26 protein-coding genes and 1 pseudogene are annotated in these 23,087 nt (G+C 70.7%); 16 read left to right on the top strand and 11 right to left on the bottom strand.

Annotated features, from left to right (window positions below; translation table 11 throughout):
* Positions 1-4 precede the first annotated feature (4 nt).
* Positions 5-1,213: a CaiB/BaiF CoA-transferase family protein gene (locus tag KSF81_RS16805; RefSeq protein ID WP_217379963.1), complete on the bottom strand. Its 1,209-nt coding sequence runs from the start codon at positions 1,211-1,213 to the stop codon at positions 5-7.
* Positions 1,210-2,169: a hydroxymethylglutaryl-CoA lyase gene (locus KSF81_RS16810; protein ID WP_217379964.1), complete on the bottom strand. Its 960-nt coding sequence runs from the start codon at positions 2,167-2,169 to the stop codon at positions 1,210-1,212. The genes KSF81_RS16805 and KSF81_RS16810 overlap by 4 nt, the downstream gene beginning before the upstream one ends.
* Positions 2,170-2,306: 137 nt before the next feature.
* Here KSF81_RS16810 and KSF81_RS16815 point away from each other — a divergent pair, with 137 nt between their 5' ends.
* The 3 genes from KSF81_RS16815 (at position 2,307) to KSF81_RS16825 (ending at position 4,598) form a co-directional block, all read left to right on the top strand.
* Positions 2,307-3,119, top strand: coding sequence for an enoyl-CoA hydratase/isomerase family protein (locus KSF81_RS16815; RefSeq protein ID WP_217379965.1), 813 nt, complete (start codon positions 2,307-2,309; stop codon positions 3,117-3,119).
* 7 nt (positions 3,120-3,126) lie between these two features.
* On the top strand, positions 3,127-4,233 hold the full coding sequence (locus KSF81_RS16820) for an NAD(P)/FAD-dependent oxidoreductase (RefSeq protein WP_217379966.1): 1,107 nt from the start codon (positions 3,127-3,129) through the stop codon (positions 4,231-4,233).
* A gap of 137 nt (positions 4,234-4,370) precedes the next feature.
* Positions 4,371-4,598 carry a hypothetical protein gene (locus tag KSF81_RS16825; protein WP_217379967.1) on the top strand — a complete coding sequence of 76 codons (228 nt, stop codon included), beginning with the start codon at positions 4,371-4,373 and terminating at the stop codon, positions 4,596-4,598.
* 415 nt (positions 4,599-5,013) lie between these two features.
* Here the strand turns inward: KSF81_RS16825 and KSF81_RS29830 are convergent, their stop codons facing one another.
* The gene (locus KSF81_RS29830; RefSeq protein ID WP_254454293.1) at positions 5,014-5,355 is read right to left on the bottom strand and encodes a hypothetical protein; all 342 of its coding nucleotides are present in this window, start codon (positions 5,353-5,355) and stop codon (positions 5,014-5,016) included.
* Here KSF81_RS29830 and KSF81_RS29835 point away from each other — a divergent pair.
* The 8 genes from KSF81_RS29835 to KSF81_RS16860 all read left to right on the top strand — a co-directional run bounded on the left by KSF81_RS29835 (position 5,236) and on the right by KSF81_RS16860 (position 12,245).
* Positions 5,236-5,499, top strand: coding sequence for a sugar transferase (locus KSF81_RS29835; protein ID WP_254454088.1), 264 nt, complete (start codon positions 5,236-5,238; stop codon positions 5,497-5,499). The genes KSF81_RS29830 and KSF81_RS29835 overlap by 120 nt on opposite strands.
* Positions 5,390-5,785 (top strand): sugar transferase, encoded by a 396-nt coding sequence (locus tag KSF81_RS29840; protein ID WP_254454089.1) that lies wholly within the window; start codon positions 5,390-5,392, stop codon positions 5,783-5,785. The genes KSF81_RS29835 and KSF81_RS29840 overlap by 110 nt, the downstream gene beginning before the upstream one ends.
* A gap of 242 nt (positions 5,786-6,027) precedes the next feature.
* Complete coding sequence (locus KSF81_RS16835; RefSeq protein ID WP_309139590.1) at positions 6,028-7,482, top strand: flippase; 1,455 nt, start codon at positions 6,028-6,030, stop codon at positions 7,480-7,482.
* On the top strand, positions 7,479-8,561 hold the full coding sequence (locus KSF81_RS16840; RefSeq protein WP_217379969.1) for a glycosyltransferase family 1 protein: 1,083 nt from the start codon (positions 7,479-7,481) through the stop codon (positions 8,559-8,561). Before KSF81_RS16835 ends, KSF81_RS16840 begins: the two co-directional genes overlap by 4 nt.
* Entirely contained in the window at positions 8,558-9,691 is a 1,134-nt protein-coding gene (locus KSF81_RS16845) for a glycosyltransferase (protein ID WP_217379970.1), read from the top strand. The genes KSF81_RS16840 and KSF81_RS16845 overlap by 4 nt, the downstream gene beginning before the upstream one ends.
* Positions 9,692-10,579: a glycosyltransferase family 2 protein gene (locus KSF81_RS16850; RefSeq protein WP_217379971.1), complete on the top strand. Its 888-nt coding sequence runs from the start codon at positions 9,692-9,694 to the stop codon at positions 10,577-10,579. It abuts the gene before it with no gap.
* Positions 10,579-11,451, top strand: a complete 873-nt coding sequence (locus KSF81_RS16855; RefSeq protein ID WP_217379972.1) for a glycosyltransferase family 2 protein — start codon at positions 10,579-10,581, stop codon at positions 11,449-11,451. Before KSF81_RS16850 ends, KSF81_RS16855 begins: the two co-directional genes overlap by 1 nt.
* Positions 11,448-12,245 (top strand): YdcF family protein, encoded by a 798-nt coding sequence (locus tag KSF81_RS16860; protein WP_217379973.1) that lies wholly within the window; start codon positions 11,448-11,450, stop codon positions 12,243-12,245. Before KSF81_RS16855 ends, KSF81_RS16860 begins: the two co-directional genes overlap by 4 nt.
* Positions 12,246-12,263: 18 nt before the next feature.
* Here KSF81_RS16860 and KSF81_RS16865 read toward each other — a convergent pair whose 3' ends face one another.
* Positions 12,264-12,452: a hypothetical protein gene (locus tag KSF81_RS16865; RefSeq protein WP_217379974.1), complete on the bottom strand. Its 189-nt coding sequence runs from the start codon at positions 12,450-12,452 to the stop codon at positions 12,264-12,266.
* 173 nt (positions 12,453-12,625) lie between these two features.
* On the opposite strand from KSF81_RS16865, the gene KSF81_RS16870 reads away from it, so the two are divergent.
* From KSF81_RS16870 to KSF81_RS16880, 4 genes are all read left to right on the top strand, one after another.
* Positions 12,626-13,204, top strand: coding sequence for a response regulator transcription factor (locus KSF81_RS16870; protein ID WP_254453572.1), 579 nt, complete (start codon positions 12,626-12,628; stop codon positions 13,202-13,204).
* Positions 13,150-13,362, top strand: coding sequence for a helix-turn-helix domain-containing protein (locus tag KSF81_RS29845; RefSeq protein ID WP_254454091.1), 213 nt, complete (start codon positions 13,150-13,152; stop codon positions 13,360-13,362). The genes KSF81_RS16870 and KSF81_RS29845 overlap by 55 nt, the downstream gene beginning before the upstream one ends.
* Before the next feature lie 4 nt (positions 13,363-13,366).
* Entirely contained in the window at positions 13,367-14,911 is a 1,545-nt protein-coding gene (locus KSF81_RS16875) for a PAS domain-containing sensor histidine kinase (RefSeq protein WP_217379975.1), read from the top strand.
* Positions 14,912-15,174: 263 nt separating this feature from the next.
* Complete coding sequence (locus KSF81_RS16880) at positions 15,175-16,503, top strand: MFS transporter (protein ID WP_254453574.1); 1,329 nt, start codon at positions 15,175-15,177, stop codon at positions 16,501-16,503.
* A gap of 102 nt (positions 16,504-16,605) precedes the next feature.
* On the opposite strand, the gene KSF81_RS16885 is transcribed toward KSF81_RS16880, so the two are convergent.
* From KSF81_RS16885 to KSF81_RS16910, 7 genes and pseudogenes are all read right to left on the bottom strand, one after another.
* Positions 16,606-17,619, bottom strand: coding sequence for an alpha/beta fold hydrolase (locus tag KSF81_RS16885; protein WP_254453575.1), 1,014 nt, complete (start codon positions 17,617-17,619; stop codon positions 16,606-16,608).
* Between the two features lie 103 nt (positions 17,620-17,722).
* A complete protein-coding gene (locus tag KSF81_RS16890) occupies positions 17,723-19,180 on the bottom strand; it encodes an ATP-binding protein (protein WP_217379977.1) in 1,458 nt (485 codons plus the stop codon).
* A 52-nt stretch (positions 19,181-19,232) separates the two neighbouring features.
* Complete coding sequence (locus KSF81_RS16895; RefSeq protein ID WP_217379978.1) at positions 19,233-19,826, bottom strand: hypothetical protein; 594 nt, start codon at positions 19,824-19,826, stop codon at positions 19,233-19,235.
* Between the two features lie 360 nt (positions 19,827-20,186).
* On the bottom strand, positions 20,187-20,390 hold the full coding sequence (locus tag KSF81_RS29850) for a hypothetical protein (RefSeq protein ID WP_254453576.1): 204 nt from the start codon (positions 20,388-20,390) through the stop codon (positions 20,187-20,189).
* A gap of 61 nt (positions 20,391-20,451) precedes the next feature.
* Positions 20,452-20,613, bottom strand: a pseudogene (locus KSF81_RS32230) (TadE/TadG family type IV pilus assembly protein); the annotation flags it as partial.
* Entirely contained in the window at positions 20,591-21,019 is a 429-nt protein-coding gene (locus tag KSF81_RS16905) for a TadE/TadG family type IV pilus assembly protein (protein WP_217379980.1), read from the bottom strand. The pseudogene KSF81_RS32230 and the gene KSF81_RS16905, both read right to left, overlap by 23 nt.
* Positions 21,019-22,362, bottom strand: a complete 1,344-nt coding sequence (locus KSF81_RS16910; protein WP_217379981.1) for a pilus assembly protein TadG-related protein — start codon at positions 22,360-22,362, stop codon at positions 21,019-21,021. Before KSF81_RS16910 ends, KSF81_RS16905 begins: the two co-directional genes overlap by 1 nt.
* 440 nt (positions 22,363-22,802) lie before the next feature.
* Between KSF81_RS16910 and KSF81_RS16915 the strand changes: the two genes are divergently transcribed.
* Positions 22,803-22,970, top strand: coding sequence for a Flp family type IVb pilin (locus KSF81_RS16915; RefSeq protein WP_217379982.1), 168 nt, complete (start codon positions 22,803-22,805; stop codon positions 22,968-22,970).
* The last annotated feature ends 117 nt before the right edge of the window (positions 22,971-23,087 follow it).

A 23,087-nucleotide genomic window follows, 5' to 3' on the forward strand; every position in this document is an offset into this window, starting at 1 on the left:
GGTTTCAGGCGGCTGGCGCCGCCACGATCACCCCGGCCCCAGCCAGCCCCGCGATCTCGCTGGGCGGGAAACCTGCCTCGGCCAACACCTCCGCATTGTGCTCGCCCATGCGGGGCGGCTGGCGGAGCAGGCCGGGGCGGCTGCGCGCCTCGCCGAATTCCACCGGCAGGGCGGGCAGCCCGACCAGCGCGCCGCCGCCGAGCGCCGAGATCGCGGTCTGGATCAGCCCGCCGCCGGCCAGCAGGTGCGGATCGCTGAACAGGTCCTCCGGCATGCCGACCGGCGCCCAGGAGATGCCGGCGGCCTCGCAACGCTCCGCCACCACCTGTTGCGGCAGGGTGGCCAGCACCTCCTGCAAGGCCGGGATCAGCCAGCTCCGTTCCTTGGCGCGCATGGCATTGCTCGCCAGCCGCGGATCGGCGGCCAGCGCCGCGAGGCCGAAGGCGTCGCAGAAGCGCACCCATTGCTGGTCGCTGGTGACGCCGATGAAGAGCTGGCCCGCCGCCGTCTCGAAGACATCATAGATGCCCCAGGCGCCGCGCCGCGCCGGCATGGGCGGCACCTTGTCGCCCGTTGCCGCGCTGCCGGCCATGTGGCTGCCCATCAGGAAGACCGCGCTCTCGAAGAGGGCGGAGGAGACGCGCTGGCCCTTGCCCGCCGCGTCGCGCTCGCGCAGCGCCGCCAGCGTGGCGGTGACGCCGAAGACCGCGCCCAATATGTCGATGATGGAGGCGCCGGCCCGCAGCGGCCGCCCCGGCGGCCCGGTCATGTAGGCGAGGCCGGCCTGGAACTGCACGACCTCATCGAGCGCGGGGCGGTGCTCATAAGGGCCGGCCAGGAAGCCCTTCAGCGCCAGGTAGACCAGCCGCGGATTCACCTGGTGCAGCTGTTCCCAGCCGCAGCCGAGGCGTTCCATGGTGCCGGGGCCGTAATTCTCCAGCACCACATCCGCCCCCGCCGCCAGCCGATGCGCCACCGCCTGGCCTTCCGGGCGCTTGAGGTCCAGCGCCAGGCTGCGCTTGTTGCGGTTGAAGCAGGCGAAGAAGCCGGCGGCGAAGCCGGGCAGGCGGCGGGTATGGTCGCCGGTCGGCGCCGGCTCGACCTTCACCACCTCGGCGCCGAGATCGGCGAAGAGCAGCCCGGCGCAGGGGCCCATGATGGTGTGGCTGAACTCCAGCACCCGGAGTCCGGCGAGGGGCTTCGGGTTGCTCACGCCGCCTTTCTCCGGAAGGCATCGAGGCTATTGGCGCGCAGCAATTCGGAGGGCAACTGGTGGCCGACGATGCGTTCCGCCAGCCGCCCCACCTCGATCAGCGCATCGAGGTCGATGCCGGTGCCGATACCCATCTCCTCGCAGAGCAGCACCAGTTCTTCCGTGCAGATGTTGCCGGCCGCGCCCTTCTGCCCGGCGAAGGGGCAGCCGCCCAGCCCGCCCACGGTGGCATCGAAGCGCTGCACGCCGAGCCGCAGCCCGGCATGCGCATTGGCCACCGCCAGCCCGCGCGTGTCGTGCAGGTGCAGGCCGATGCGGAGCTCCGGCCAGCGCTCCCGCACCGCGCCAACGCCGCGCTCGATGCGGATCGGCGTCGCCCAGCCCATGGTATCGGCAAGTGTCACGTCGGTGATGCGCGCGTCCTGCTCTGCGGCAATCGCCAGCCCATCCGCCACCGTGCTGACGATCTGCTCCGGCGTGATATCGCCCTGGTAGTTGCAGCCGAAGGCCGCCATCACGCCAACCCGCGTCACCGGGATGCCGGCCCTGAGATGCGCCGCGGTCTGCTTCCGCATCGCCTCCAGATTGGCCTGGTGGTCGCGGTTCAGGTTCTTCAGCGTGAAGGCATTGGAGGCAGCAAGCGAGATGGAACCCACCATGCTCAGCCGCTCGCGGAAGGCCAGGGCCCGGTTCAGCCCGTTTTCGTTGAACCAGAGCGCGGCGTATTCCACCCCCTGGCGCGGGGTGAAGCCGCCCGCCACGGCCTCCGCATCCGCCCAGCCCGGCACCAGGCGCGGGTTCACGAAGGAGCAGATCTGGATGTGGTGCAGGCCGGTCTCCGACAGCGCCTCGATCAAGGCGATCTTGTCGGCGGTCGGGATCGGCCCGGGCTCGATCTGGAAGCCCTCGCGCGGGCCTTCCTCGAAAATATCGACGGTCTTCGGCAGGTCGGCCATGGCGCCCTCCTGGTTCCCAATGGTTCGCGTCATGGTGCCCCCGCCCGTGGCGGCGCGCCACTACCCTTCCCACCTCACCCTTGCCGGGCGGCCGCCCCCCCGGCAAAAAGCCCCTGAAAGACCCGGAGGAAGCCCCGATGAGCGCCGCAGCCCAGACCCAGGCCCAAGCCGAGCCCGAAAGCGGCGTACCGACGCTCGAGGTGGCGGGGCCGCGCGCCACCATCCGGCTGAACCGGCCGCGGCACCTGAACCGCGTCCAGCCCGAGGACATCCCGGTGCTGATCGGCCTCTTCGACCAGGTGGATGCCAACCCGGCGCTGCGCGTGCTGGTGCTGACCGGCAGCGGCCGCGCCTTCAGCGCCGGCTATCACCTCGGCGACCTGCACGAGCAGAGCAAGGGCGGCGGCAGCGCCGGCGGCGTGCCGAGCTTCGAAGCCATGACCGACCGGCTGGAAGCGGTGCGGGTGCCGACCGTCTGCCGGCTGAATGGCGGCGTCTATGGCGGCTCCACCGATCTGGCGCTGGCCTGCGATTTCCGCATCGGCCATGACGGGGTGGAGATGTTCATGCCGGCCGGCCGGCTCGGCGTGCATTACTACGAGGCCGGGTTGCGCCGCTACATCTCGCGCCTCGGGCTGAATGCAGCCAAGCGGTTGTTCCTCACCGCCGAGAAGCTGGATGCGCAGGAGTTGCTGCGGATCGGCTACCTCACCGAACTCGCGCCGGCCGGCGAGCTCGACGCCCGGGTGGATGCCCTGGCCTCCCGCATCGCCGACATGGCGCCGCTCGCGGTGCAGGGCATGAAGCAGGCGCTGAACGAGATCGCCCGCGACGCGCTGGACGTGCCGGCACTGGAGGCGCGCCAGGCCGCGTGCAAGGACAGCGCCGACCTGCGCGAGGGGCTCGCCGCCTTCCGCGAGAAGCGCAAGCCGGTCTTCCAGGGCCGCTGAGGAGCCTATGGAAGACATCGACTGTGTCGTTGTCGGGGCCGGTGTCGTCGGCCTCGCCGTGGCGCGCGCATTGGCGCTGGCGGGGCGCGAGGTGCTGGTGCTGGACGCGGCGGAGGGCATCGGCACCGAGACCTCCTCGCGCAATTCCGAGGTGATCCATGCCGGCATCTATTACCCCGCCGGCAGCCTGATGGCGCGGAGCTGCGTCGAGGGCAAGCGCCTGCTCTACGCCTATTGCCGGGAACGCGGGTTGCCGCACGCCAATTGCGGCAAGCTGATCGTCGCGACCGACGAGGCGGAGGCGGGCAAGCTGCTCTCCATCCAGGCCCGCGCCGCCGCCAATGGCGTGCCCGACCTACGGCTGCTGACCCGGGCGGAGGCGCTGGCGATGGAGCCGGCGCTGGCCTGCACGGCGGCGCTGCACTCGCCCTCCACCGGCATCATCGACAGCCATGCCTATATGCTGTCCTTGCAGGGCGATGCCGAGAATGCGGGCGCGACCTTCGTCTTCCACAGCCCGGTGCTGTCCGGCCAGGCGAGCGGGGATGGCATCGAGATCGAGGTGGGCGGTGCCGAGCCGATGCGGCTCCGCGCCCGCACCCTGGTGAATTCCGCCGGGCTGCATGCGCCGCGGCTGGCCCGGGCGATCGAGGGCATGCCCGCGGGGCTGGTTCCCGGCAGCTTCTACGCCAAGGGCAACTACTTCACCCTGACCGGCCGGAACCCCTTCTCCCGCCTGATCTATCCGGTGCCGGTGCCGGGCGGGCTCGGCACCCACCTCACCATCGATCTCGGCGGCCAGGCGCGGTTCGGGCCGGATGTCGAATGGGTGGAGGAGATCGCCTATGAGGTCGATCCCGAGCGGGCGCGGGGCTTCTACGCCGCCATCCGCCGCTACTGGCCCGACCTAAAGGACGGCGCCCTGGCCCCCGGCTATTCCGGCATTCGCCCGAAGACCGTGCCGCCCGGCGCGCCGGCGCAGGATTTCGTCATCCAGGGCCCGGCCGAGCACGGCGTGCCCGGGCTGGTGCATCTGTTCGGCATCGAATCACCGGGGCTCACGGCCTCGCTGGCCCTGGCGGAGCGGGTGCGGGAGGTAGTGGGGCGGAGTTGACACAACCGTGAACCTGCCGCCGCACAGGACCTTCGCCCGCAAAGCCGCGGATTGACCTGAATTCATGGATCCGTGGTGGATCGGCAAGGGGGGCCTCCCGCATTAGGCCCCGGAACCAACGGGGGGGGACCCGGTCCATGCAGGCCGATCCGGATGTGCTGACCTATCTGACCGATGCCACGGAGACAAAGGCGGGCCAGCGCCCGCCCTCGGTCGGCGATACGGTGGAGTTTCGGCTGCTGCGGGGTGGGGCGGAGATCGAGGCTTGGTCGGATGCCGGCCTGCGGCTGGGGCGCGTGCCCCCCGGCAGAACATGCCGCCCTGGCGGGGCTTCTGGCAGAGGCGCCGCTGCCGCTCCGGGGTAGGATCGCCGCCCTGGTGCCGAGGCCGCGCCAGGCCGGCACCGGGCGCATCCATATCCGGGTCGCGTCCCGCTGAGGACGGCGGGCCACAAGTTCCATGCCTGAGTAGCGCGGGCGCCGGCGCCGCTCGCATGACAGGCATGGCGCCGCCGCCGTGCCCTTGCGCCTGTCACCTGGCTGCCTTCCCTGCCGACCTGACCCCTTCCCCCGCGACCTGAACCCGCCCGACGTCACCGGAAGCGGTGCCACAATCTGGCCGCAACCCGGTCGCATTCCCGCACGGTGCATGGGGGACAAACCATTCATCCGCTGGATGCATCGCTGATTCGCATGGTTCCTCACGCGACATCGGCGAAGCATCCGGAACGGGGGGGCACCAGACCTTGGGCCCGGCTGCTTGCGCCGGGCATGGGGCGGATCACAGAGGTCGTTCATGCTTGGCGTGGAAGCCTGCGAGACTGTTGGGGCCGAGCCTGCCGGTGGGGGCATGCGGAGCCTGGGCCCGCAGCCGATCCTGTTGCGGCGCAATGCGGGTTTCTCCCGCGCGGTGGCCGGCTCGGCCACCTTCCGGGACGCCCTGCGCCCGGCCCTGAAACGCGGCCTCGATATCGGCGGCGCGCTGGCGCTGCTGCTGCTGGGCCTGCCGGTCTTCGCCCTCATTGCGCTCTGCGTGAAGGCGGATGGCGGCCCGGCCTTCTTCGCGCATGAGCGGGTGGGTCGCGGCGGCCGCCGCTTCGGCTGCCTGAAATTCCCGCTCCATGGTCACGGATGCCGACCAGCGCCTGGCCGCGCTGCTGGAACGCGACCCCGCCGCCCGCGCCGAATGGGCGGCCCGGCGCAAGCTGAAGCGCGACCCGCGCGTCACCTGGATCGGCCGCTTCCTGCGCGCCAGCAGCCTCGATGAGCTGCCGCAGGTCTTCAACGTGCTGCGCGGCGAGATGAGCCTCGTGGGCCCCCGCCCCGTGCAGGTCGCCGAGTTGGTCACGCATTACGGCGCCGCCGCCGAGCACTATGCCTCGGTCCGCCCCGGCATCACCGGCCTCTGGCAGGTGAGTGGCCGCAGCGACACCAGCTACGCCACGCGGGTGGCGCTGGATGTCGGCTATGCCACCCGGCCCTCGCTCCGCACCGATCTCAAGATCCTGCTGCGGACCCCTGCCGCCGTCCTGCTGCGCCGCGGCGCCTATTGACCGCAGGCCGCCGCGCTGCGATGGCGCGGCGGCACGGAGCGGTCCTGCCGGAAACACCCCTCTCCACCCCCGACCGCCCGGCGCCACCAGGCGCGGCGGCCGGGGAATTCCGGTAGCGCCGGTCCGGCAAGGGGCCGGCCCGACAGCGCCGGCCGGATGGACAAGGAGCATGATGGCCGATCCCCTCTCCCGCACCCGCGGCCGCGTGATGGTCGCCGGCGTGCTGTGGAACGCGGCGGGCCGTGGCCTGCCCCTGTTGCTCGCCCTGCTGCTCACCCCCATCTTGGTGGCGCAGCTCGGGGTCGAGCGCTGGGGGGCTGTTCACCCTGGCGCTGGCCATGGTCGGCGTCTTCGGCGTGTTCGATTTTGGGGTGGGCCAGGCGCTGACCCGGGCGCTATCGGAACGGATCGGCGAGGGGCGGGAGGCGGAGGCGACCTCGCTGGTCGGCGCGGCGCTGGCGGCGCTGGTCGGGTTCAGCATGGTGGCGGCGCTGGCGCTGTGGTGGCTCGTGCCGCTGCTGGTGGAGCGGGTGCTGCGGGTGCCGCCCGAACTCCAGGCCCAGGCGGTGAGCGGCATGCGGGTGCTGACGGCGGCGGCGCCGCTGGTGGTGCTGAATGCCGCGCTCTGGGGAGTGCTGGCCGCCTATCAGCGCTTCCGGGCGGCCAATCTGGTGACGATCCCGGTCAGCATCTTCTACTATCTCGGCCCCGTGCTGGTGCTGCTGGCCTGGGACAGCCTCACCGCGGTGATGCTGGCGCTGGTGGCCTGCCGGCTTGCCAATACCCTCTCCTATGCCTGGCTGGTGCGGCCGCTGCTGCCGGGGCTGTTCCGGGGCTGGCCGCGGCTGGCGCTGGTCGGGCCGCTGCTCAGGATCGGTGGCTGGATGACCTTCTCCGGCACGCTGACCCAGGCGCTGCTCTATGCCGACCGCTTCCTGATCGGCGCGCTGCTCTCCCTCGCCGCGGTGGCCTATTACGCCACGCCGCTCGATCTGGTGCTGCGGGTCTGGATCCTGCCCGTCGCGGTGGCGCAGACCCTGCTGCCGGCCTTCGCCTCGGCCTTCGCCACCCTGCCGCAGCAGACCGCGGCGCTGCTCCGGCGCGGCGCGCTGGTCATCATGGCGCTGGTCTTCCCCGCCTGCCTGCTGCTGGTCGGCGCCGGGCGGGAGATATTGTGGCTCTGGCTCGGGGCGGATTTCGCCGAGGGCGGGGCGCGGGTGCTGCAGATCCTGGGGGTCGGCATCTTCTTCTCCTGCGCCGCTTTCGCCCCGGCCAGCCTGCTCGACGCCATCGGCCGGCCGGATGTGACGGCCCGCTTCGCCCTGGCGCAGGCGGTGCTGTTCCTGCCCTTGGCCGCGGCGCTGCTGCTGCTTGGCTTCGGGATCGAGGGCGCGGCGCTGGCCTGGGCGCTGCGGGTGGCGGTGGATTGCGGCGGCAAGCTGCTGCTGGCGGCCCGCTTCTATCCGCCTGCCGCCGTGGCGGCGCGGCGGCTGGCCGCACCACTCGCCGGCGGTGGACTGGGCCTGGCGCTGCTGCTGGCCATGCCGGGCCTGCCGGCCCTGCTGGTGGCCGGCACCCTGGCGCTCGGTCTCTTCGGCCTGCTGGCGCTGCGGGCGCTGGAAGGCGAGGAGCGCGGCCGGATGCTGGGCCTGCTGCGCCACCCCGGCGGCCTGTTGCGGCTGGGCGGCGGCGCATGAGCGCCCTCGCCATCAATGGCCGCTTCCTGACCCAGAAGCTCACCGGCGTGCAGCGCTTCGCGCAGGAGATCACCCTGGCGGTGGATGCGCTGGTGGCCGCCGGGGAATGGCCGGCGGCACGGGTGCTGCGGCCGCCGGCGGAGGCGGAGGCGGCGAAGCCCTACCCGCATCTGCCGATCGAGGCTTTCGGGCGGCTGCGCGGCCAGGCCTGGGAGCAGGTCGAGCTGCCGCTGCGCGCCCGGGGCGGCTTGCTGGTCAGCCTCGGCAATACCGCGCCGCTGCTGGCCGGGCGGCGCCAGGCGGTGGTGATCCATGATGCCGGGGTCTTCGATACGCCGGACTCCTACTCCCTGCCCTTTCGTGCCTGGTACCGGGCGCTGCATCGCGCCCTGCCGCGGGCGGGCGCGCGGCTGCTCACCGTCTCCGGATTCTCGCGCGGCCGGATCGCCGCGCATCTGCGGATCGACCCGGCGCGGCTCGGCGTGATCCATGAAGGCGGCGAGCATATTCTGCGCGTGCCGGCCGGTGCCGGGGTGCTGGCGCGCCATGGCCTCGCCCCCGGCCGCTTCGCGCTGGTGATCGGCACCGGGGCCGCGCACAAGAATCTCGATGCACTGCGCGAGGCCACCGCCCTGCTTGCCGCGCGGGGCCTGAGCCTGGCGGTGGCCGGCGCCGCCGACCCGGCGGTGTTCCGCAATGTCGCTGGGGTTGGGGGCCAGGCGGCGGTGGCGCTCGGCAGGGTGAGCGACGCCGAATTGCGGGCGCTCTATGAGGCCGCGCTCTGCCTGGTCTTCCCCTCCCGCTACGAGGGCTTCGGCCTGCCGCCGCTGGAGGCGATGTGCTGCGGCTGCCCGGTGGTGGCCGCCGCCGCCGGCGCGGTGCCGGAGGTCTGCGGCGAGGCCGCGCTCTGGTTCGACACGGACGGCCCGCGGCGCCTCACCGATGCGCTGGCGCGGCTGCTGGACGAGGAAGGGCTGGCGGAGGAATTGCGCCGGCGCGGCCTGGCGCGGGCCGCGCAATTCTCCTGGCGCCGCGCCGCCGCAACGCTGCTCAGCCTGCTGCCGAAGGATGCCGCATGAAGGTCGCGTTGGTGCATGAATGGCTGGAGAGCTATGCCGGCTCCGAACGCGTGCTGGAGCAATTGCTGGAGATCTGGCCCGAGGCCGATCTCTTCGCCGTCTGCGACTTCCTGCCGGAGGGCCAGCGCGGCTTCCTGCGCGGCAAGCCGGTGCAGACCAGCTTCATCCAGCGCCTGCCCGCGGCGCGGCGGCGCTTCCGTTGGTATCTCGGCCTGATGCCGCTGGCGATCGAACAGCTCGACCTTGCCGGCTATGACCTGGTGGTGTCGTCCTCGCATGCGGTGGCGAAGGGCGTGCTGACCGGGCCGGGGCAGTTGCATGTCAGCTATGTGCATAGCCCGATGCGCTATGCCTGGGATCTTCAGCACCAGTATCTCCGCCAGGCCGGGCTCGCGCGCGGGCTGAAGGGCGCCTATACGCGCTGGCTGCTGCACCGGCTGCGCATCTGGGACCGCGCCTCGGCCGCCGGCGTCGATGTGGTGGTCGCCAATTCCGCCTATATCGCCGAGCGTATCCGCAAGGTCTGGCGGCGGGAGGCGGTGGTGGTGCATCCGCCGGTGGATGTCGCCGGCTTCGGGCCGGGCGGCGAGCGGGAGGGGCACTACCTCATCGCCTCCCGCCTGGTGCCCTACAAGCGCGTGGAATTGGTGGTCGAGGCCTTCCGCCGGATGCCCGGCCGCCGGCTTGTCGTGGTGGGCGACGGGCCGGGCGAACGGCTGGTGGCGGAGGCCGCGTCCGGTGCGCCGAACATCACGTTGCGCGGCAGGGTCAGCCAGGAGGAGCTGGTGCGGCTGACCCAGACCGCCCGCGCCTTCGTCTTCGCGGCGGAGGAGGATTTCGGCATCGCCATGGTGGAGGCGCAGGCCTGCGGCACGCCAGTGATCGCCTTCGGCCGCGGCGGCGCCCGCGACATCATCCGCCCGCCGCCCATGCCGCACCCCACCGGGCTGCTGTTTCCCGAGCAGAGCGCCCCTGCGGTGATGGCGGCGGTGGAGCGGTTCGAGGCACTGTCGCCCGCCATCCGGCCCGAGGACTGCCGGCGCAATGCCGAGCGCTTCAGCCGCGAGGAGTTCCGCGCGGCGATGCAGGAGCTGGTGGAGCGTCACCTGCCTGCCACGGAGCCGGTCTAGATGCGCTTCTCGCTCGTCGTGGCGACGCGCGGCCGCAGCCGCGAGATCGCCGAATTGCTGGACAGCCTGCTGGCGCAGGGTCGCGGCGATATCGAGGTCATCATCGTCGACCAGAACGGGGATGACCGGCTGGCGTCGATCCTGGACGCCTATCGGGACCGCCTGCCGCTGGTCTGGCACCGCTCCGCCCGGCCGAATGCCTGCCACGCGCGCAATCTCGGCCTGGCGCTGAGCCGGGGCGCGATCGTCGGCTTCCCGGATGACGACTGCCTCTATCCGCCCGGCCTGCTGGCGCGGGTGGAAGCGGCGTTCGATGCCGATCCCAGCTTGCAGGTGCTGACCGGTCCCGCCGCCTCACCGGAAGGCGGTCTCGGCTCCGGCCGCTGGCGGGCGGAAGGCGGGCCGATCACGCCGGCCAATGTCTGGACCAGCGTGATCGAGTTCAACCTCTTCCTGCGGCGGGAGACGGCGCTGGCGCTGGGCGGCTTCGATGAGCGGCTCGGCCCCGGCACGCTCTTCGGTTCGGCCGAGGGGAACGATCTGGTGCTGCGCGCCATCCGGGCCGGCCATCGCGCGATCTATGATCCGGCGCAGCGCGTGGTGCATCCGGACAAGCGGCTGACGCCGGTGGCGGTGGAGCGGGCGCGGCTCTACGGCACGGGGCTTGGCTTCGTGCTGCGCCGGCATGGGGTGGCACCCAGGGTCTGGCTGCCCTTCCTCGTCCGGCCGCTGGGCGGCGTGCTGGTCAGCGCGCTGCGCGGCCGCGGGCTGGCGGCGCGCTACTACTGGGCCAGCCTGCGCGGGCGGCTGGACGGCTTCCGGGCGCGAGGCGCGGCCGAGGGCCTGCCCTTGCCGCCGTTGCAACCCGCCGTGGCGGGCCAGGGCTGATGCCGGCCCGCATCGCCATCGGCATCGCCACCCGCGGCCGCGCCGCGATCCTGGCCGAGGTACTGGCCGAATTGCACCGGCAGCACCGCGCGCCGGACCGGATCCTGGTGTGCCATGTCGGGCCGGAGGATGTCGCCGGCATCGCGGCGCCCGGCGTGGAGTTCCTCACCGCCCCCGCCGGCCTGCCGCGGCAGCGCAATGCCATCCTGGATGCCGCCACGGATTGCGACCTGCTGCTGTTCCTGGATGACGACTTCCTGCCCGCCCCCGACTACCTCGCGGTGGTCGAGGCGGTCTTCGCGGCGCGGCCGGATGCGGTGGTGACGGATGGCACGGTGATCGCCGATGGCGCCAAGGGACCCGGCCTGACGGTGGCGGAGGGCCGCGCGATCCTGACCACGAACGCGCCCCCTGGCGACCCCCTCGCCCATGCGCCGCATTTCAACGGCTATGGCTGCAACATGGCGGTGCGGCTGGCGGTGGTGCGGGCGGAGGGCCTGCGCTTCGACGAGGCGCTGCCGCTCTATGCCTGGTACGAGGATATCGACTTCACCCGCAGGCTCGGCCGGCACGGCGCCATCCTGCGGCTGGCGGGGGCGCGCGGCGTGCATCTCGGCGTGAAGTCGGGGCGGGTGCCGGGGCGGCGGCTCGGCTATTCACAGGTGGTGAACCCGGTCTATCTGGCGCGGAAGGGCAGCTTCCCCTGGAGCCACGCGCTGCCCAGCCTGCTCCGCCACTGCGCCATGAATGCCGCGCGCTCCTTCTGGCCGGAGCCGCATGCGGACCGCTTCGGGCGCTTCCGCGGCAACCTGCTCGGGCTTTGGGACCTGCTGCGGGGCCGGGCCTCGCCGGGGCGGGTGCTGGAGCTGTGACCGACCTCGCCTTCGTCCTCTCCAAGCTGCTCTGGCTGCCGCTGCGGCCGGGCACCGCGGCGCTGATCGCCGGCTGCCTGGGGCTCGCGCTGGTCTGGCGCGGGCGCCGTTGGGGGCGCTGGCTGATCCTGCTGGGGCTTGGCTTCTATGTAGCGGTGCTCGCCCTGCCGCTGCACCAATGGGTGCAGATTCCGCTGGAGGAGCGTTTCTCCCGCCCCGCCACGGCACCGGCGCGGGTGGATGGCATCGTCGTGCTGGGCGGCGCGGTGGACCAGCGGCTGACCGCGGCGCGCGGCATCCCGGCCCTGAACGGCGCCGCCGAGCGCATGACCGAGCCGGTGGCCCTGATGCGGCGCTACCCCGAAGCCCGGCTGGTCTTCACCGGCGGCGAGGCCGCGCTGGTGCAGGGGAGCCTGACGGAAGCCGATGTGGCCCGGCAGCTCTGGGCCGGCATGGGCGTGCCGGCATCGCGCATGGTCTTCGAGAACGCCGCCCGCAACACCCATGAGAATGCCGTGCTGACGCATGCCCTGGTGCAGCCGAAGCCGGGCGAGACCTGGCTGCTGATCACCTCCGCCAGCCACATGCCGCGCGCGATGGGGGTATTCCGCCAGGCGGGCTGGAATGTGGTGCCCTGGCCGGTGAACTACCGCACCGGGCACAACCTGGCGGCCTGGTACGACGCCTCCTTCCCCGAGCGGCTGCGCGAATTCGAATGGGGGCTGCGCGAGTGGATCGGGCTGGCCGCCTATCGGCTGATGGGCCGCACCGACGCGCTCTTCCCGGCGCCCTGAGCAGGCGCCGGGCCGGGTTCAGCGGAGGCAGGCCAGCGCCAGCGGGGCATTGGGCACGAAGGGTTCCGCCAGCGCCGCCAGGGTGATCTCCTGCCTTGGAAGGGTCCGCTGCGGCTGCACCGCCGGCGGCAGCCAGCGCCGCCGCATCTGCTGCCAAAGACCCGCGGGGCCCTGCCCGGTGCCGTCCTGGCCGATCTCCTCGCTCATTGTCCGGTCCCTTCCCTGGGTTCGTATACCGCGCGCCTTCTAGCCAGGGTGTGTTCCGGGCCGATGTCGTTCGCCGGAAAATGGGTTGCGTCCTGCCCCCGCCATGTTTCATCTGTTTCACCTCCAGGCGCGGAGGGGTCGCCCAGTCGGGGGCAGGCCACGGGGCGCAGGCCATGGAAGCATCGGCAGAAATCATCGTGGTCGACGACGAGGCCGATCTGCGCGAGGCGGTTGGCGCCTATCTCGCGCGGAACGGCATGGCGGTGCGCAGCGTCGGCAGTGCCGCGGCCTTGCGCGCGGCGCTCGCGGAACGCCCGGCCGATGCGGTCATCCTCGATATCTCCATGCCCGGCGAGGACGGGCTTTCGGTGGCGCGGACGCTGCGGGCGGAGGGGGATATCGCGATCGTGATGCTGACCGCCTCGGCCGAGGTGGTGGACCGGGTGGTCGGGCTGGAGATCGGCGCCGACGACTATGTCGCCAAGCCCTTCGACCTGCGGGAGCTTCTGGCGCGGCTGCGCGCCGTGCTGCGCCGCCGCGCCGCGGCCCGCGCCGCGGCCGGTACGGCGCCGCCTGCGCCACCTGGCACCACCGAGCCGGAAGTGCGGATGGGCCGCAACCGGCTGCTGCTGGAAACCCGCCGGCTGCTCGGCCCGGAGGGTTTCGAGATCCCCTCGCCGCCTCGGAATTCGAGCTGCTGCGCGCCTTCGCCGAAAGGCCGGGCCGCACCCTCAGCCGGGAGATGCTGCTGAGCCTCGCGCATCCGCGCGGCGACGAGCATTTCGACCGCAGCATCGATGTCCGCATCACCCGCATCCGCCGCAAGATCGAGGCCGTGCCGAGCCGCCCGCGCGTGCTCCGCACCGTCCGAGGGATCGGCTATGTCTTCGACCCGAATGCGGAGGCGTGAGGCCGTGGTGGCGGCCCTCCCGGTGGCCGTCCCGCCACCCGCCCCGCCCGATATCGCCTTGCTGCGCGGTATCCTGGACGCGGCGCCGGCGCGGGTCTGCGTGGTGGGCCGCGATTTCCGCTATCGCTACGTCAACCGCGAATTCGCCGAGTTCGCGGGCAGGCCCGCCGCGGCAATCATCGGGCTGACCACGCGCGAACTGGTGGGCGAGGCGGTGGCCGCCCGGCTCGATCCCTTCGCCTTCGCCGCGCTGGATGGCGAAACCGTGGTGCGGCAGGGCTGGATCGACTACCAGCGCAATGGCCGCCGCTTCATCCATTGGGTCTTCACGCCGTTGCGCGACGCCGAGGGCGAGGTGACGGATTTCATCGTCTTCATGCGCGACCTCACCGAGCACCGCGAGCGCGAGGAGGAGCTGGCGCGCCGCAACGCCTATCTCCAGGCCATCCTGAATGGCGTCGCGGATGCCGTCGCGGTGGATCGCGACGGCAGGCTGGTGATGTGCAACCGCGGCTTCGTGGAATTGCTCGACCTGCCGGAGGCGCTGGCGGAGCCCGGCACGCCGACGGTGGAGCTGGTCCGCCACCGCCACGCGCGCGGCATGTTCTACCCGAACGAGACGCCAGGGGAGGCGCCGGAAGCGGTCGCGGCGCAGCACTGGGAGCGCATCCGCGACGCCGGCGGGGTGGAAACGGAGGAGCTTTGCCTCAATGGCCGCAGGTTGCAGGTGCATCGCCGCCACATCCCCGATGCCGGCTTCGTCGCCACCTTCACCGACATCACCGCGCGGGCCGAGGCCGAGGCGGCGCGGCGGGCCCAGCGCGAGGCGCTGCGGGAGGCACAGCAGATGGGCGAGATCGCCTCGCTGCTGGCCGGCGTGGCGCATGAGCTGAACAACCCGCTCTCGGTCGTGGCGGCGCAGGCCACGCTGCTGGCTGAGGAAGCCGCAGGCACGCCCTTCGCCGAGCGGGCGGAGAAGGTCAGCCTAGCGGCGCGGCGCTCCGGCCGCATCGTCGCCAGCCTGCTGGCCAGCGCCAGCCGCCGCCCGCCGCAGCGGGAGCCGCTGGACCTCCGGCAGAGCATCGCCACCGCGGCCGACCTCATGGAGCACCGGCTGCAATCCGCCGGGGTCGCCCTGGCGGTGCAACTGCCGCGGCGGCCGCCGCGGCTGATCGGCGATCCCGACCAATTGGTGCACCTGCTGGCCAATCTGCTCGGCAATGCCTGCGCGGCGCTGGCGCCGCGGGATCCGCCACGGCGCATCGCGATCAGCGCGCGGCGGGAGCAAGGCATGCTGGCGCTGCGGGTCGCCGACAATGGTCCGGGGATACCGCCCGAATTGCGCGAGAAGGTCTTCGACGCCTTCTTCAGCACCCGCCCCGCCGGGTCCGGCAGCGGGATCGGCCTGGCCCTCTGCCGCACCATCGCGCAGGACCATGGCGGGCGGATCGAGGCGGAGGAAACCCCGGGCGGCGGCGCCACGCTGGTGCTGCGCCTGCCCTTCGGTCGGACGGATGGTTCCCGGGGCAGCGGCGCCGCGCGACCCTGACCCGTGCCGGGACGCTGCGGCCAGCCGCGGAAGCGGCAGCGCATCGCCGGTTCGCTCCCGCCACCCAGACCCGGGCGCCGGCAGGTGATGTGGACAAGCGCCGCTCAAGTGAATGGAGGATTGCATAAAAGTAATTACGGCCCAGGTTGCAAGTCATGCCTCCAATCTTTTGGACGCGAGGATGTCAAGGTGATCTTGCCAGGCTCCGCTTCATCCACCTACGCTTTGCCCTGGCGAACAAAGCCGAGGGAGGTGGCGGTGCCATGAATGGAATCGAAAGAAGAACCATCGACAAGGTGATGTGGCGCCTCCTGCCTTTTCTTATCGCGTGCTATTTCGTTGCGTATCTTGATCGTGTCAATGTCGGCTTCGCCAAGCTGCAGATGAACGCGGCGCTCGGGCTTTCGGAAGCGGCCTATGGCCTCGGCGCCGGGATGTTCTTCATTGCCTATTTCCTGCTCGAGGTGCCTTCCAATCTCGCGCTGGACAAGTTCGGTGCGCGGCTTTGGATCGCGCGCATCATGCTCAGTTGGAGCATCATCTCCGGCCTCTTCGCCTTCATCGGCCCGATCGCCGAGATGGTCGGACTGTCGAATGCCTCGGTCTTCTACATCCTGCGCTTCCTCCTCGGCATTGCCGAGGCGGGATTCTTCCCGGGCATCATCTTTTACCTGACCTTGTGGTTTCCCTCGGTCTATCGCGCTCGCGTGGTCGCGTTCTTCATGCTGGCGATCCCTTTCTCGTCGATCATCGGCGCCCCCATCTCCGGGGCTTTGCTCAACATCTCCGCTGCCGGACTCGAGGGTTGGCAATGGCTGTTCATCCTTGAGGCGGTGCCGTCGGTCCTGATGGCCTTTGGGGTGGTTTTCTACCTCACCGACCGGCCGGCGCTTGCGACCTGGCTCAAGGATGACGAGCGGGCCTGGCTGGAGGCGCGCTTGGATGCGGAAAGGCAGAAGAAGGAGGCCGCCGAGCATCTGAGCATAGCCAAGGCACTCAGCGACTCCCGCGTCCTGGCTTGCGCCCTGGTCTATTTCTGCCTGAATGCGGCGAGCTATGGCGTCGCCTTCTTCCTGCCGACCATCGTCAAGGGCTTCGGCGTCAGCAACTTCCAGACCGGCCTGCTTTCCGCCCTGCCCTTCGTGTTTGGCGCAGTCGGGATGATCCTGCTGGGCCGCAACTCGGATCGCACGCTGAGGCGTCGGGAGCATGTCTGCTTCGCGCTGATCCTCGCGGCGGTCGGAGTTGCGGGCGCCGGGCTGGTCTCTTCCCCTGTCCTGGTCCTGGGCCTGCTTTGCCTGGGGCAGATCGGCGTCTCGGCGATGCCCCCGCTCTTCTGGCCCATCCCGAGCGCCTTCCTGACGGGCACCTCGGCGGCGGCAGGGATCGCGGCGATCAATTCGATCGGCAACCTGTCAGGATTCGCCGGTCCTTACATGATGGGGTACCTGAAGGATCTGACCGGCGACTTCACGGCCGGCCTGCTGCTGCTCGGTGCCTTCGCCGTGCTCGGGGCGATTGTCGCCATGACACTGAAATTCAACAGGCGACTGGAGATCGCTGAGCCCGCCACGCCGGCGCTCGCGCATTGACCTCGCGTTCCGGGCCCGGCCTGCGCTCCCGCGGAAGCCGGGCGGATGCGCCCCTCGGCCTGTCCAGGACCAGACCGGGGAGGCACCGGCGCATGGTCCCTGTCAGCCCTCCAGGAATTCCCGCACCGCGGCGCGGATGAAATCCGCATCCGCCGGGTTCGCAACCGGGTTCCCGGCGCGATGGCCCCAGAGGCTCGGGATCGGCTTCAGCACGCCATGGCGGAGATGCGGCAGTTCCGCCGCATTGTCGGCCACCCGGAAATAGAGGTCGGTCTCGCCGGGCATCAGCAGCACCCGCGCCCGGATTGCCGCCAGCGCCCCCGGCAGGTCGCCGGCATGGCGCGCATCGGCGCTGATGTCGCCGGCCTCCCAGGTGCGGAGCTGGGCATGCAGGTCGGCGGCGGCGCGGCGGGCAAAGCGTTCCTCCCAATCGGTGCGGAGGAAGCTGTCGAGATCGGGGGCGCCGAGCGCCGAGATATGCAACCCGGCGCGGTAGAAATCCTGGCTCAGCGCCCAGCCGGCATAGATCCGGCCGAAGGCGCGGAGCGCCGCCACCGGCTCTGCCGCGAAGCGCCCGTGGCCGCGATGCTCGGGCGCCGCCTCCAGCACCGCCAGCAGACCCTTGAGGAAGACCCGGTTGTGCACGCTGGTCCGGGCGCTGCCGCAGACCACGACGATGCGCGCCACCGCATCGGGGAAGGCGGCGGCCCAGTGATAGGCCTGCTGCGCTCCCATGGACCAGCCGTAGACGCCGTGCAGCCGCTCGATCCCCCAGACCTCCCGCAGCAGCCGCGCCTGCGCGCCGACATTGTCCCAGGCGGTGACCAGCTCCGGCCAGGCCGGCGTATTGCTGGGGGAGCTGGAGAGGCCATTGCCGAACATGTTCGGTACCACCACGAACCAGCGCCTCGGGTCGAGGATGCCGTCCGGGCCGATCAGCCATTCGATGTCCGGGTGCTGCGCCCCGTAGCTGGTGGGGTAGAGCACCACATTGTCCCGTGCCGCGGAGAGCGTGCCATGCGCCCGCCAGTGCAGCCGCGCCTCCGGCAGCACGCCGCCGGCATGCAGCGGCAGGTCGCCGCAGGCGAAGACTCCTTCGGTGATCGGCCAGCCCATGCCCATGCCCTCCTGCCCCGCCGCCGGATGGTCGGCCCTGCGGGCCGCAACGGCAAGCAACCCTGCCGGCCGCAACGGCAAGCATGGCCCGGCGTGGGCAGGATCAGGCGGCGCCGAGCACCTCGCGCAATTCGGCCGCCAGGGATTCCAGGTTGAAGGGCTTCTTCAGCAGGCGCACGGGGGCATTGCCGAGTGCCGCCTCGCGCACCGCGACGCCGCGCGCATGGCCCGTGGTGAACAGCACCTTCAGGCCGGGATGGCGCCGCACCGCCTCCTCCGCCAGGCGGCGGCCATCCATCTCGGGCATGATGATATCCGTGAAGAGCAGCGCGATCTCCGGGTGCTGGCCAAGCAGCCGGAGCGCGATGGAGGGCAGCGCCGCCTCCAGCACGGTGAAGCCGAGCTCCCGCAGCGCACCGGCGCTCATCTGCCGCACCCGGTCATCATCCTCCACCACCAGCACCGTCTCGCCCTGGCCGGGCGGCGGCAAGGGCGGCATGGCCACGGCGACGGCCTCGTCGGGCATCGGCCCGGAATGGCGGGGCAGGTACAGCCGGACCGTGGTGCCGCGACCGGGCAGGCTCTCGATCTCCGCATGGCCGCCGGACTGCCTGGCGAAGCCATAGACCTGCGACAGGCCAAGCCCGGTGCCGTGGCCGGTCTCCTTGGTGGTGAAGAAGGGCTCGAAGGCGCGCGCCGCGACCTCGGGCGGCATACCGGCGCCGGTATCGGTGACCGAGATCACGACATGGTCGCCCAATGGCAAGCCATCCGGCTGCACGGCCGCGCTGGGCTCGCCAGGCCGGTTCGCGGTTTCCACGGTCAATCGGCCATCGCCCGCCATGGCGTCGCGGGCATTGACGGCCAGGTTGAGGATGGCGTTCTCCAACTGGTTTGCATCCGCGAAGACCGGCCACAGCCCGCCGGCCAGCACGGTCTGCACCGTGATCCGCTCCCCCAGCGTGCGCCGCAGCAACTCCACCATGCCGGAGACCAGGCGGTTGGCATCCAGCGGCCTGGGGTCCAGCGACTGGCGGCGGGAGAAGGCCAGCAGCCGCTGGGTCAGGCTGGCGGCCCGCTGCGCGCCCTCCAGCGCGGCTGCGATATAGCGGCCGGTATCGCCCTCGCCCCGTTCCAGCCGGCGCCGCAGCAATTGCAGGCTGCCGACCACGACCGCCAGGTGGTTGTTGAAATCATGCGCGATGCCGCCGGTGAGCTGGCCGACGCTCTCCATCTTCTGGGATTGGCGCAGCCCCTCCTCGGCCACCAGGCGCCGTTCCGCCTCCTGCTTCGCCTGCAGCAGCGCCGCCTGCTCCGCCTGCGCCCGGACCAGTGCGAGCCAGGACACCAGCAGCAGGGTCAGTGCCGCGACGGCGGCGACCGCGCCATAGGCCACCAGGTTCTGCCGCCAGGGGCCGAGCAGCGCTTCGGGTTCAGCCCCGAAGGAGACATAGGCGGGGTAGGAGGCAACCTTGCGGAAGGCGAATATCCTCTCCTTGCCATCCAGCCTGGAGGCGCCGCGCCGAAGACCGCCTTCCGGCGATTCGGCGATGCCCTGCATCAGCGGACTGTCCGGCGGCAGGCGCCGGCGGGCATTGGGGGCAAGCTCGGGTTCACGGGCCAGGATCTCGCCATCGGCGCGGGCCAGCAGCGCGGCATGGGTGAAGGGGGGGCGCCGCCTCCTCGAAGAAGTTGGCGAAATAGGCCGGGCTGAGCGCCACATGGATGATGCCGTCAAAGCGGCCATCGGGGGTCGAGCGTCGGCGGCTGAGGGCGAAGGAGGCGATCTGCGTGGCCCGGCCGACGAAGGCCGTGCTCAGATAGGTTCCGGCGTCGCGGTCCCGCTGCGCGGCGAAGAAGTCACGGCCGGCGATGCCGGTGCCAGCCTCCCAGTCCTGGCTGCCGGCGCGGACGATACCTGCCGCATCGGTGATCCAGATCGAGACAAGCTGGTCGCGTGGCGCCTCCAGCGTGCGGAGGAAGGTGCTGGTCTCCGGCGCCGAGATTGCGTCCCAGTCGAGGTGCCGCACCCGGTCGTCCACGCGCCCAAGCACCAGATCGGCGGTGTCGAAGATCTTCGCGGCTTGCTCATGCATGATGGCGGCGGTGCGCTCGATCCGGTCCGTGCCCTCGCGCAGCACCTCGGCGCGGTTCCACCAGGCCGCGGCGCCGAAGACCACGGCGGGCACCAGCAGCGCCGCCGCCATCACGGCCTGATGCAGGCGGACCGAGCTCAGCCGGAGCCTCCTGGCCGGGTTCGGCGGGGATGACGGGCCAGGGCTGCCGTGGAACGCGGCAGATGGCGGGATCGACTGGTCAGGCAGGCGGAGGCTTCCTATCCCTTTGCCGCTCTCCTGGCCACGACCCCCGCTGCAGGGGCATGGCGACGGCGCGGCCCGGACGCTGCCGGCGACAGGTCCTTGCCCGCCATTATCCTCCAGTCCCGGGCCGGCCGCCAGAACAGGTGTCCCTGGCGGCCCGGCGAAGGACCGCCCGACCTCGATGCGCGAATCCTGGGCGCGGCCACCGGCCGGATCATGTGCCGGAAGCAGCCCCAGGGCGGGCCGTCAGGACACGACGAACCGCATCGAGACGCTTTCGTCGATCCGGCCCAGCCGCCCCCGCAGGAGGGGCGCCATGAAGCTGAAGGCATAGCTCGCCGTGACATCCACGCGGGTGAGGTTGGTGGTGTTCCCGGTGGAATTCGGCGGGTAGATGCAAAGCTGCAGCGTCAGCAGCGCCGGATCCAGGATCGGGGCGCGGGGGGGCATAGGTCGAGACGGGGTTGCTGCAGCCGGCGGTGGCATTGAGCGTCGCCGTGCGCGCGACCTCGCCGACCAGGTAGCTGAGGGACTGGGCCGAGAAGAAATAGCGGCCAAGATCGATGCTGACGAAGATCATCGTGATCAGGCAGCCGATGGACAGCGCCACTTCCAGCGCCACCACGCCGCGGCGCCCAAGCCGGCGCGGGCTATTGCACGCGCAGGGTGACATTGCTCGTCACGGAGGTAATGCTGGTGAAATGATAGGCGCTGAACGGCCTGGTGGCCCGGACCGTCGTCACGCGGATTCCGCTGCAAACCTCCGCGCAGGCGGTGGCGCTGGTCGTGCCGCCGGCGCATTGGCACTCGGTCGCGACGCTGACATCAGTCCAGCCGCCCAGCGCGCCGGTGACGCGGGCATTGATGCCGGCCACGTCATCGGGAAAGGACAGCGCATATTGCGCCCCGGCCCGCACGGCATTCGACAGGCGCATGCTCTGGGCAATGGCGCGGCCGTAATCGACGGTGGCCAGCATCAGCAGGACCAGCACCGGCACCACCAGAGCGAATTCCAGGGCCGCGACACCACGGCGGCTCCGCAATCGCCAGCGCCGGGCGGCCGGGGCAAGCGGAAGCATCAGCCGTCCACCAGCCTGAGGATCTGCGGCGTTGGCACCGCCGTGCCCATGGCGGTGCAGCCGCCGGTGCTGAGCTGCGTGTTACCGCCGAGGGAGAGCGAGCCCACGACCATGACGGTGCAGCCATTCACCTGGCTGGTGCTGCCGCCATTCAGGCTCGCCGCGATATTCGGCGCCACCACGGCGCCGTTCAGGCTGATGCTTGCGCCGCCATTGATGCTCACCTGCGTCGTGCCACCCGAAGGAACCCAGCGCGCGTTCGGATCGCGGAAGATCAGTACCCCTGAGAGGTCGGAATTCGAGCCGTTGGTGCTGGCCGGATTCGATCGGGGCGCGGAGAGCTGGACGGTGCCGTTGGTGTTGATGCCGACGCTGCCGATGGCGTTGGTGGCATTGCCGGTCAGCACGATGGTCACGCCGCGGCCTCCCGTGCAATCCGGGCAGGTCAGGCTGCCGCTGTTGATCTTGAAATCGCCGCCGCGGATGTAGTAGGTGCCGGGCGTCATCACCGTGGTGTTGTTGCCGGAGAGGGTGATCGAGGTATAGCAGGTGGAGCCAGACTCCCAGGGCAGCAGCGTGGCCCCGGTTTGGGCATTGATGCAGGAACTCGGGAAGTTGGCCGGCGGCTGGAAGCTGTTCAGCGCCGCATAGGGGTTCCTGACCGGCGGCTGGTAGCTCGAAGGCGGGCTGCCAAGGACCAGTTTGCCCGCCGACACGGACTCGGCACAGCCACGGCAGCCACCGGTCGTCACGATGCCGGAGGCGGTGACGGTGAAGCTCCCATTGGCGATCGACCCGCCGGACCCCGCCTGGAAGGCATCGCCCGCCTTGTAGTTGGAAGCGAGCGCGCAGCCCGGCGCGGTAGCTATGGTGTTGTTGCCGATGGCGATGCTGCCGCTGAGCGTCAGGACGCAGGCGCCCTTCGACATATCCGCCGCCACCGCGCGGGAGGTGGCGCGCACGACCGTGGCCTGTTGCAGCAGCACGCGAGCGAGCAGCAATGGCTGGGTCTGCTGCACCACCACCCGCACCGAGCGCGGCGTGCTGGCGGTATCCGCCGTGACCGTGACCACGGTCGCCCCGCCGGCGGTGAAGCCGTTCCGGGAGACGACATCGGTGCCCATGCTCACGGCCGTTTGGGTCGATCCCGTCTCCGCCAGGGTTTTGATCGCAGCGAAGGCCGCTGCATCCGCCGCGTTCTGGGCGTGGCGGCGGACCAGGTACCAGTTGCCGGCCTCGGTCGCGAAGGCGGCCATGCCGATGACCGAACTGGCGGCGGCGGCCATGACCAGCGCCGCCGCGCCACGACGGTCCCGCCCGAGCGACTGCAGAATGCGCCTCACACCGGAAGCGGCTGCCACGGGCGAGCGGGCCTTGATGCCCCGTGGGATGTCGATCGGGTGCCGCATCGCTCCTCCTGCCCCGATGGATTGGGTATCATAAGTTGAAGATCAAGAGGCAAGATGCCCGTTAATCTTGCCACAAGCCAGAACGATTCCGCACTGATTTGCGGGGCGATGTCACGAATTGTTGAGGATGCGCAGCGACATCAAGGTTTTGTGTGCGCTGACGGCTTGCCCCACGATATATGCTATTCCGCGCAATTGAGGCTGGTCATTCCCTAAAAGGTAGCAGAACGAAGCTTTAAGATTAGCTTGACCTGTGATACACAACTTATAGGATCATTTCGAGAGGCTGACGAAATGAAACTCGACCTCTCGAAAAGCGGAGCATGCGAGGGTCGCGTGTCTCCGGCTCGGACAGGCAGGAAAAGGGAACTCACATGACCGCATTGATCGTTGCCGTGACCAAGCAGGCCCTTGCCGATCGCAAGGGCGTCACCGCCCTGGAATACGCGCTGATCGCTTCCGCCGTCGCGGCCGGCGTGCTCGTGGCGTTTACTGGCCTCGCCACCAAGATTACCAACATCCTTGGTACTGTTCTTCCGTAATGCCAATCACGTAAGCCACGACAAGATGGCAGAGCCAGCGCGGACTGGTTCTGCCATCTCTTTTCGTTACAAACGGACGTTCGGCGCCAAAAGGAACCATAGCCATTCTGCTCGGCG

The sequence above is a fragment of the Siccirubricoccus sp. G192 genome (assembly GCF_019084075.1).
Taxonomy (GTDB): Bacteria; Pseudomonadota; Alphaproteobacteria; order Acetobacterales; family Acetobacteraceae; genus G192.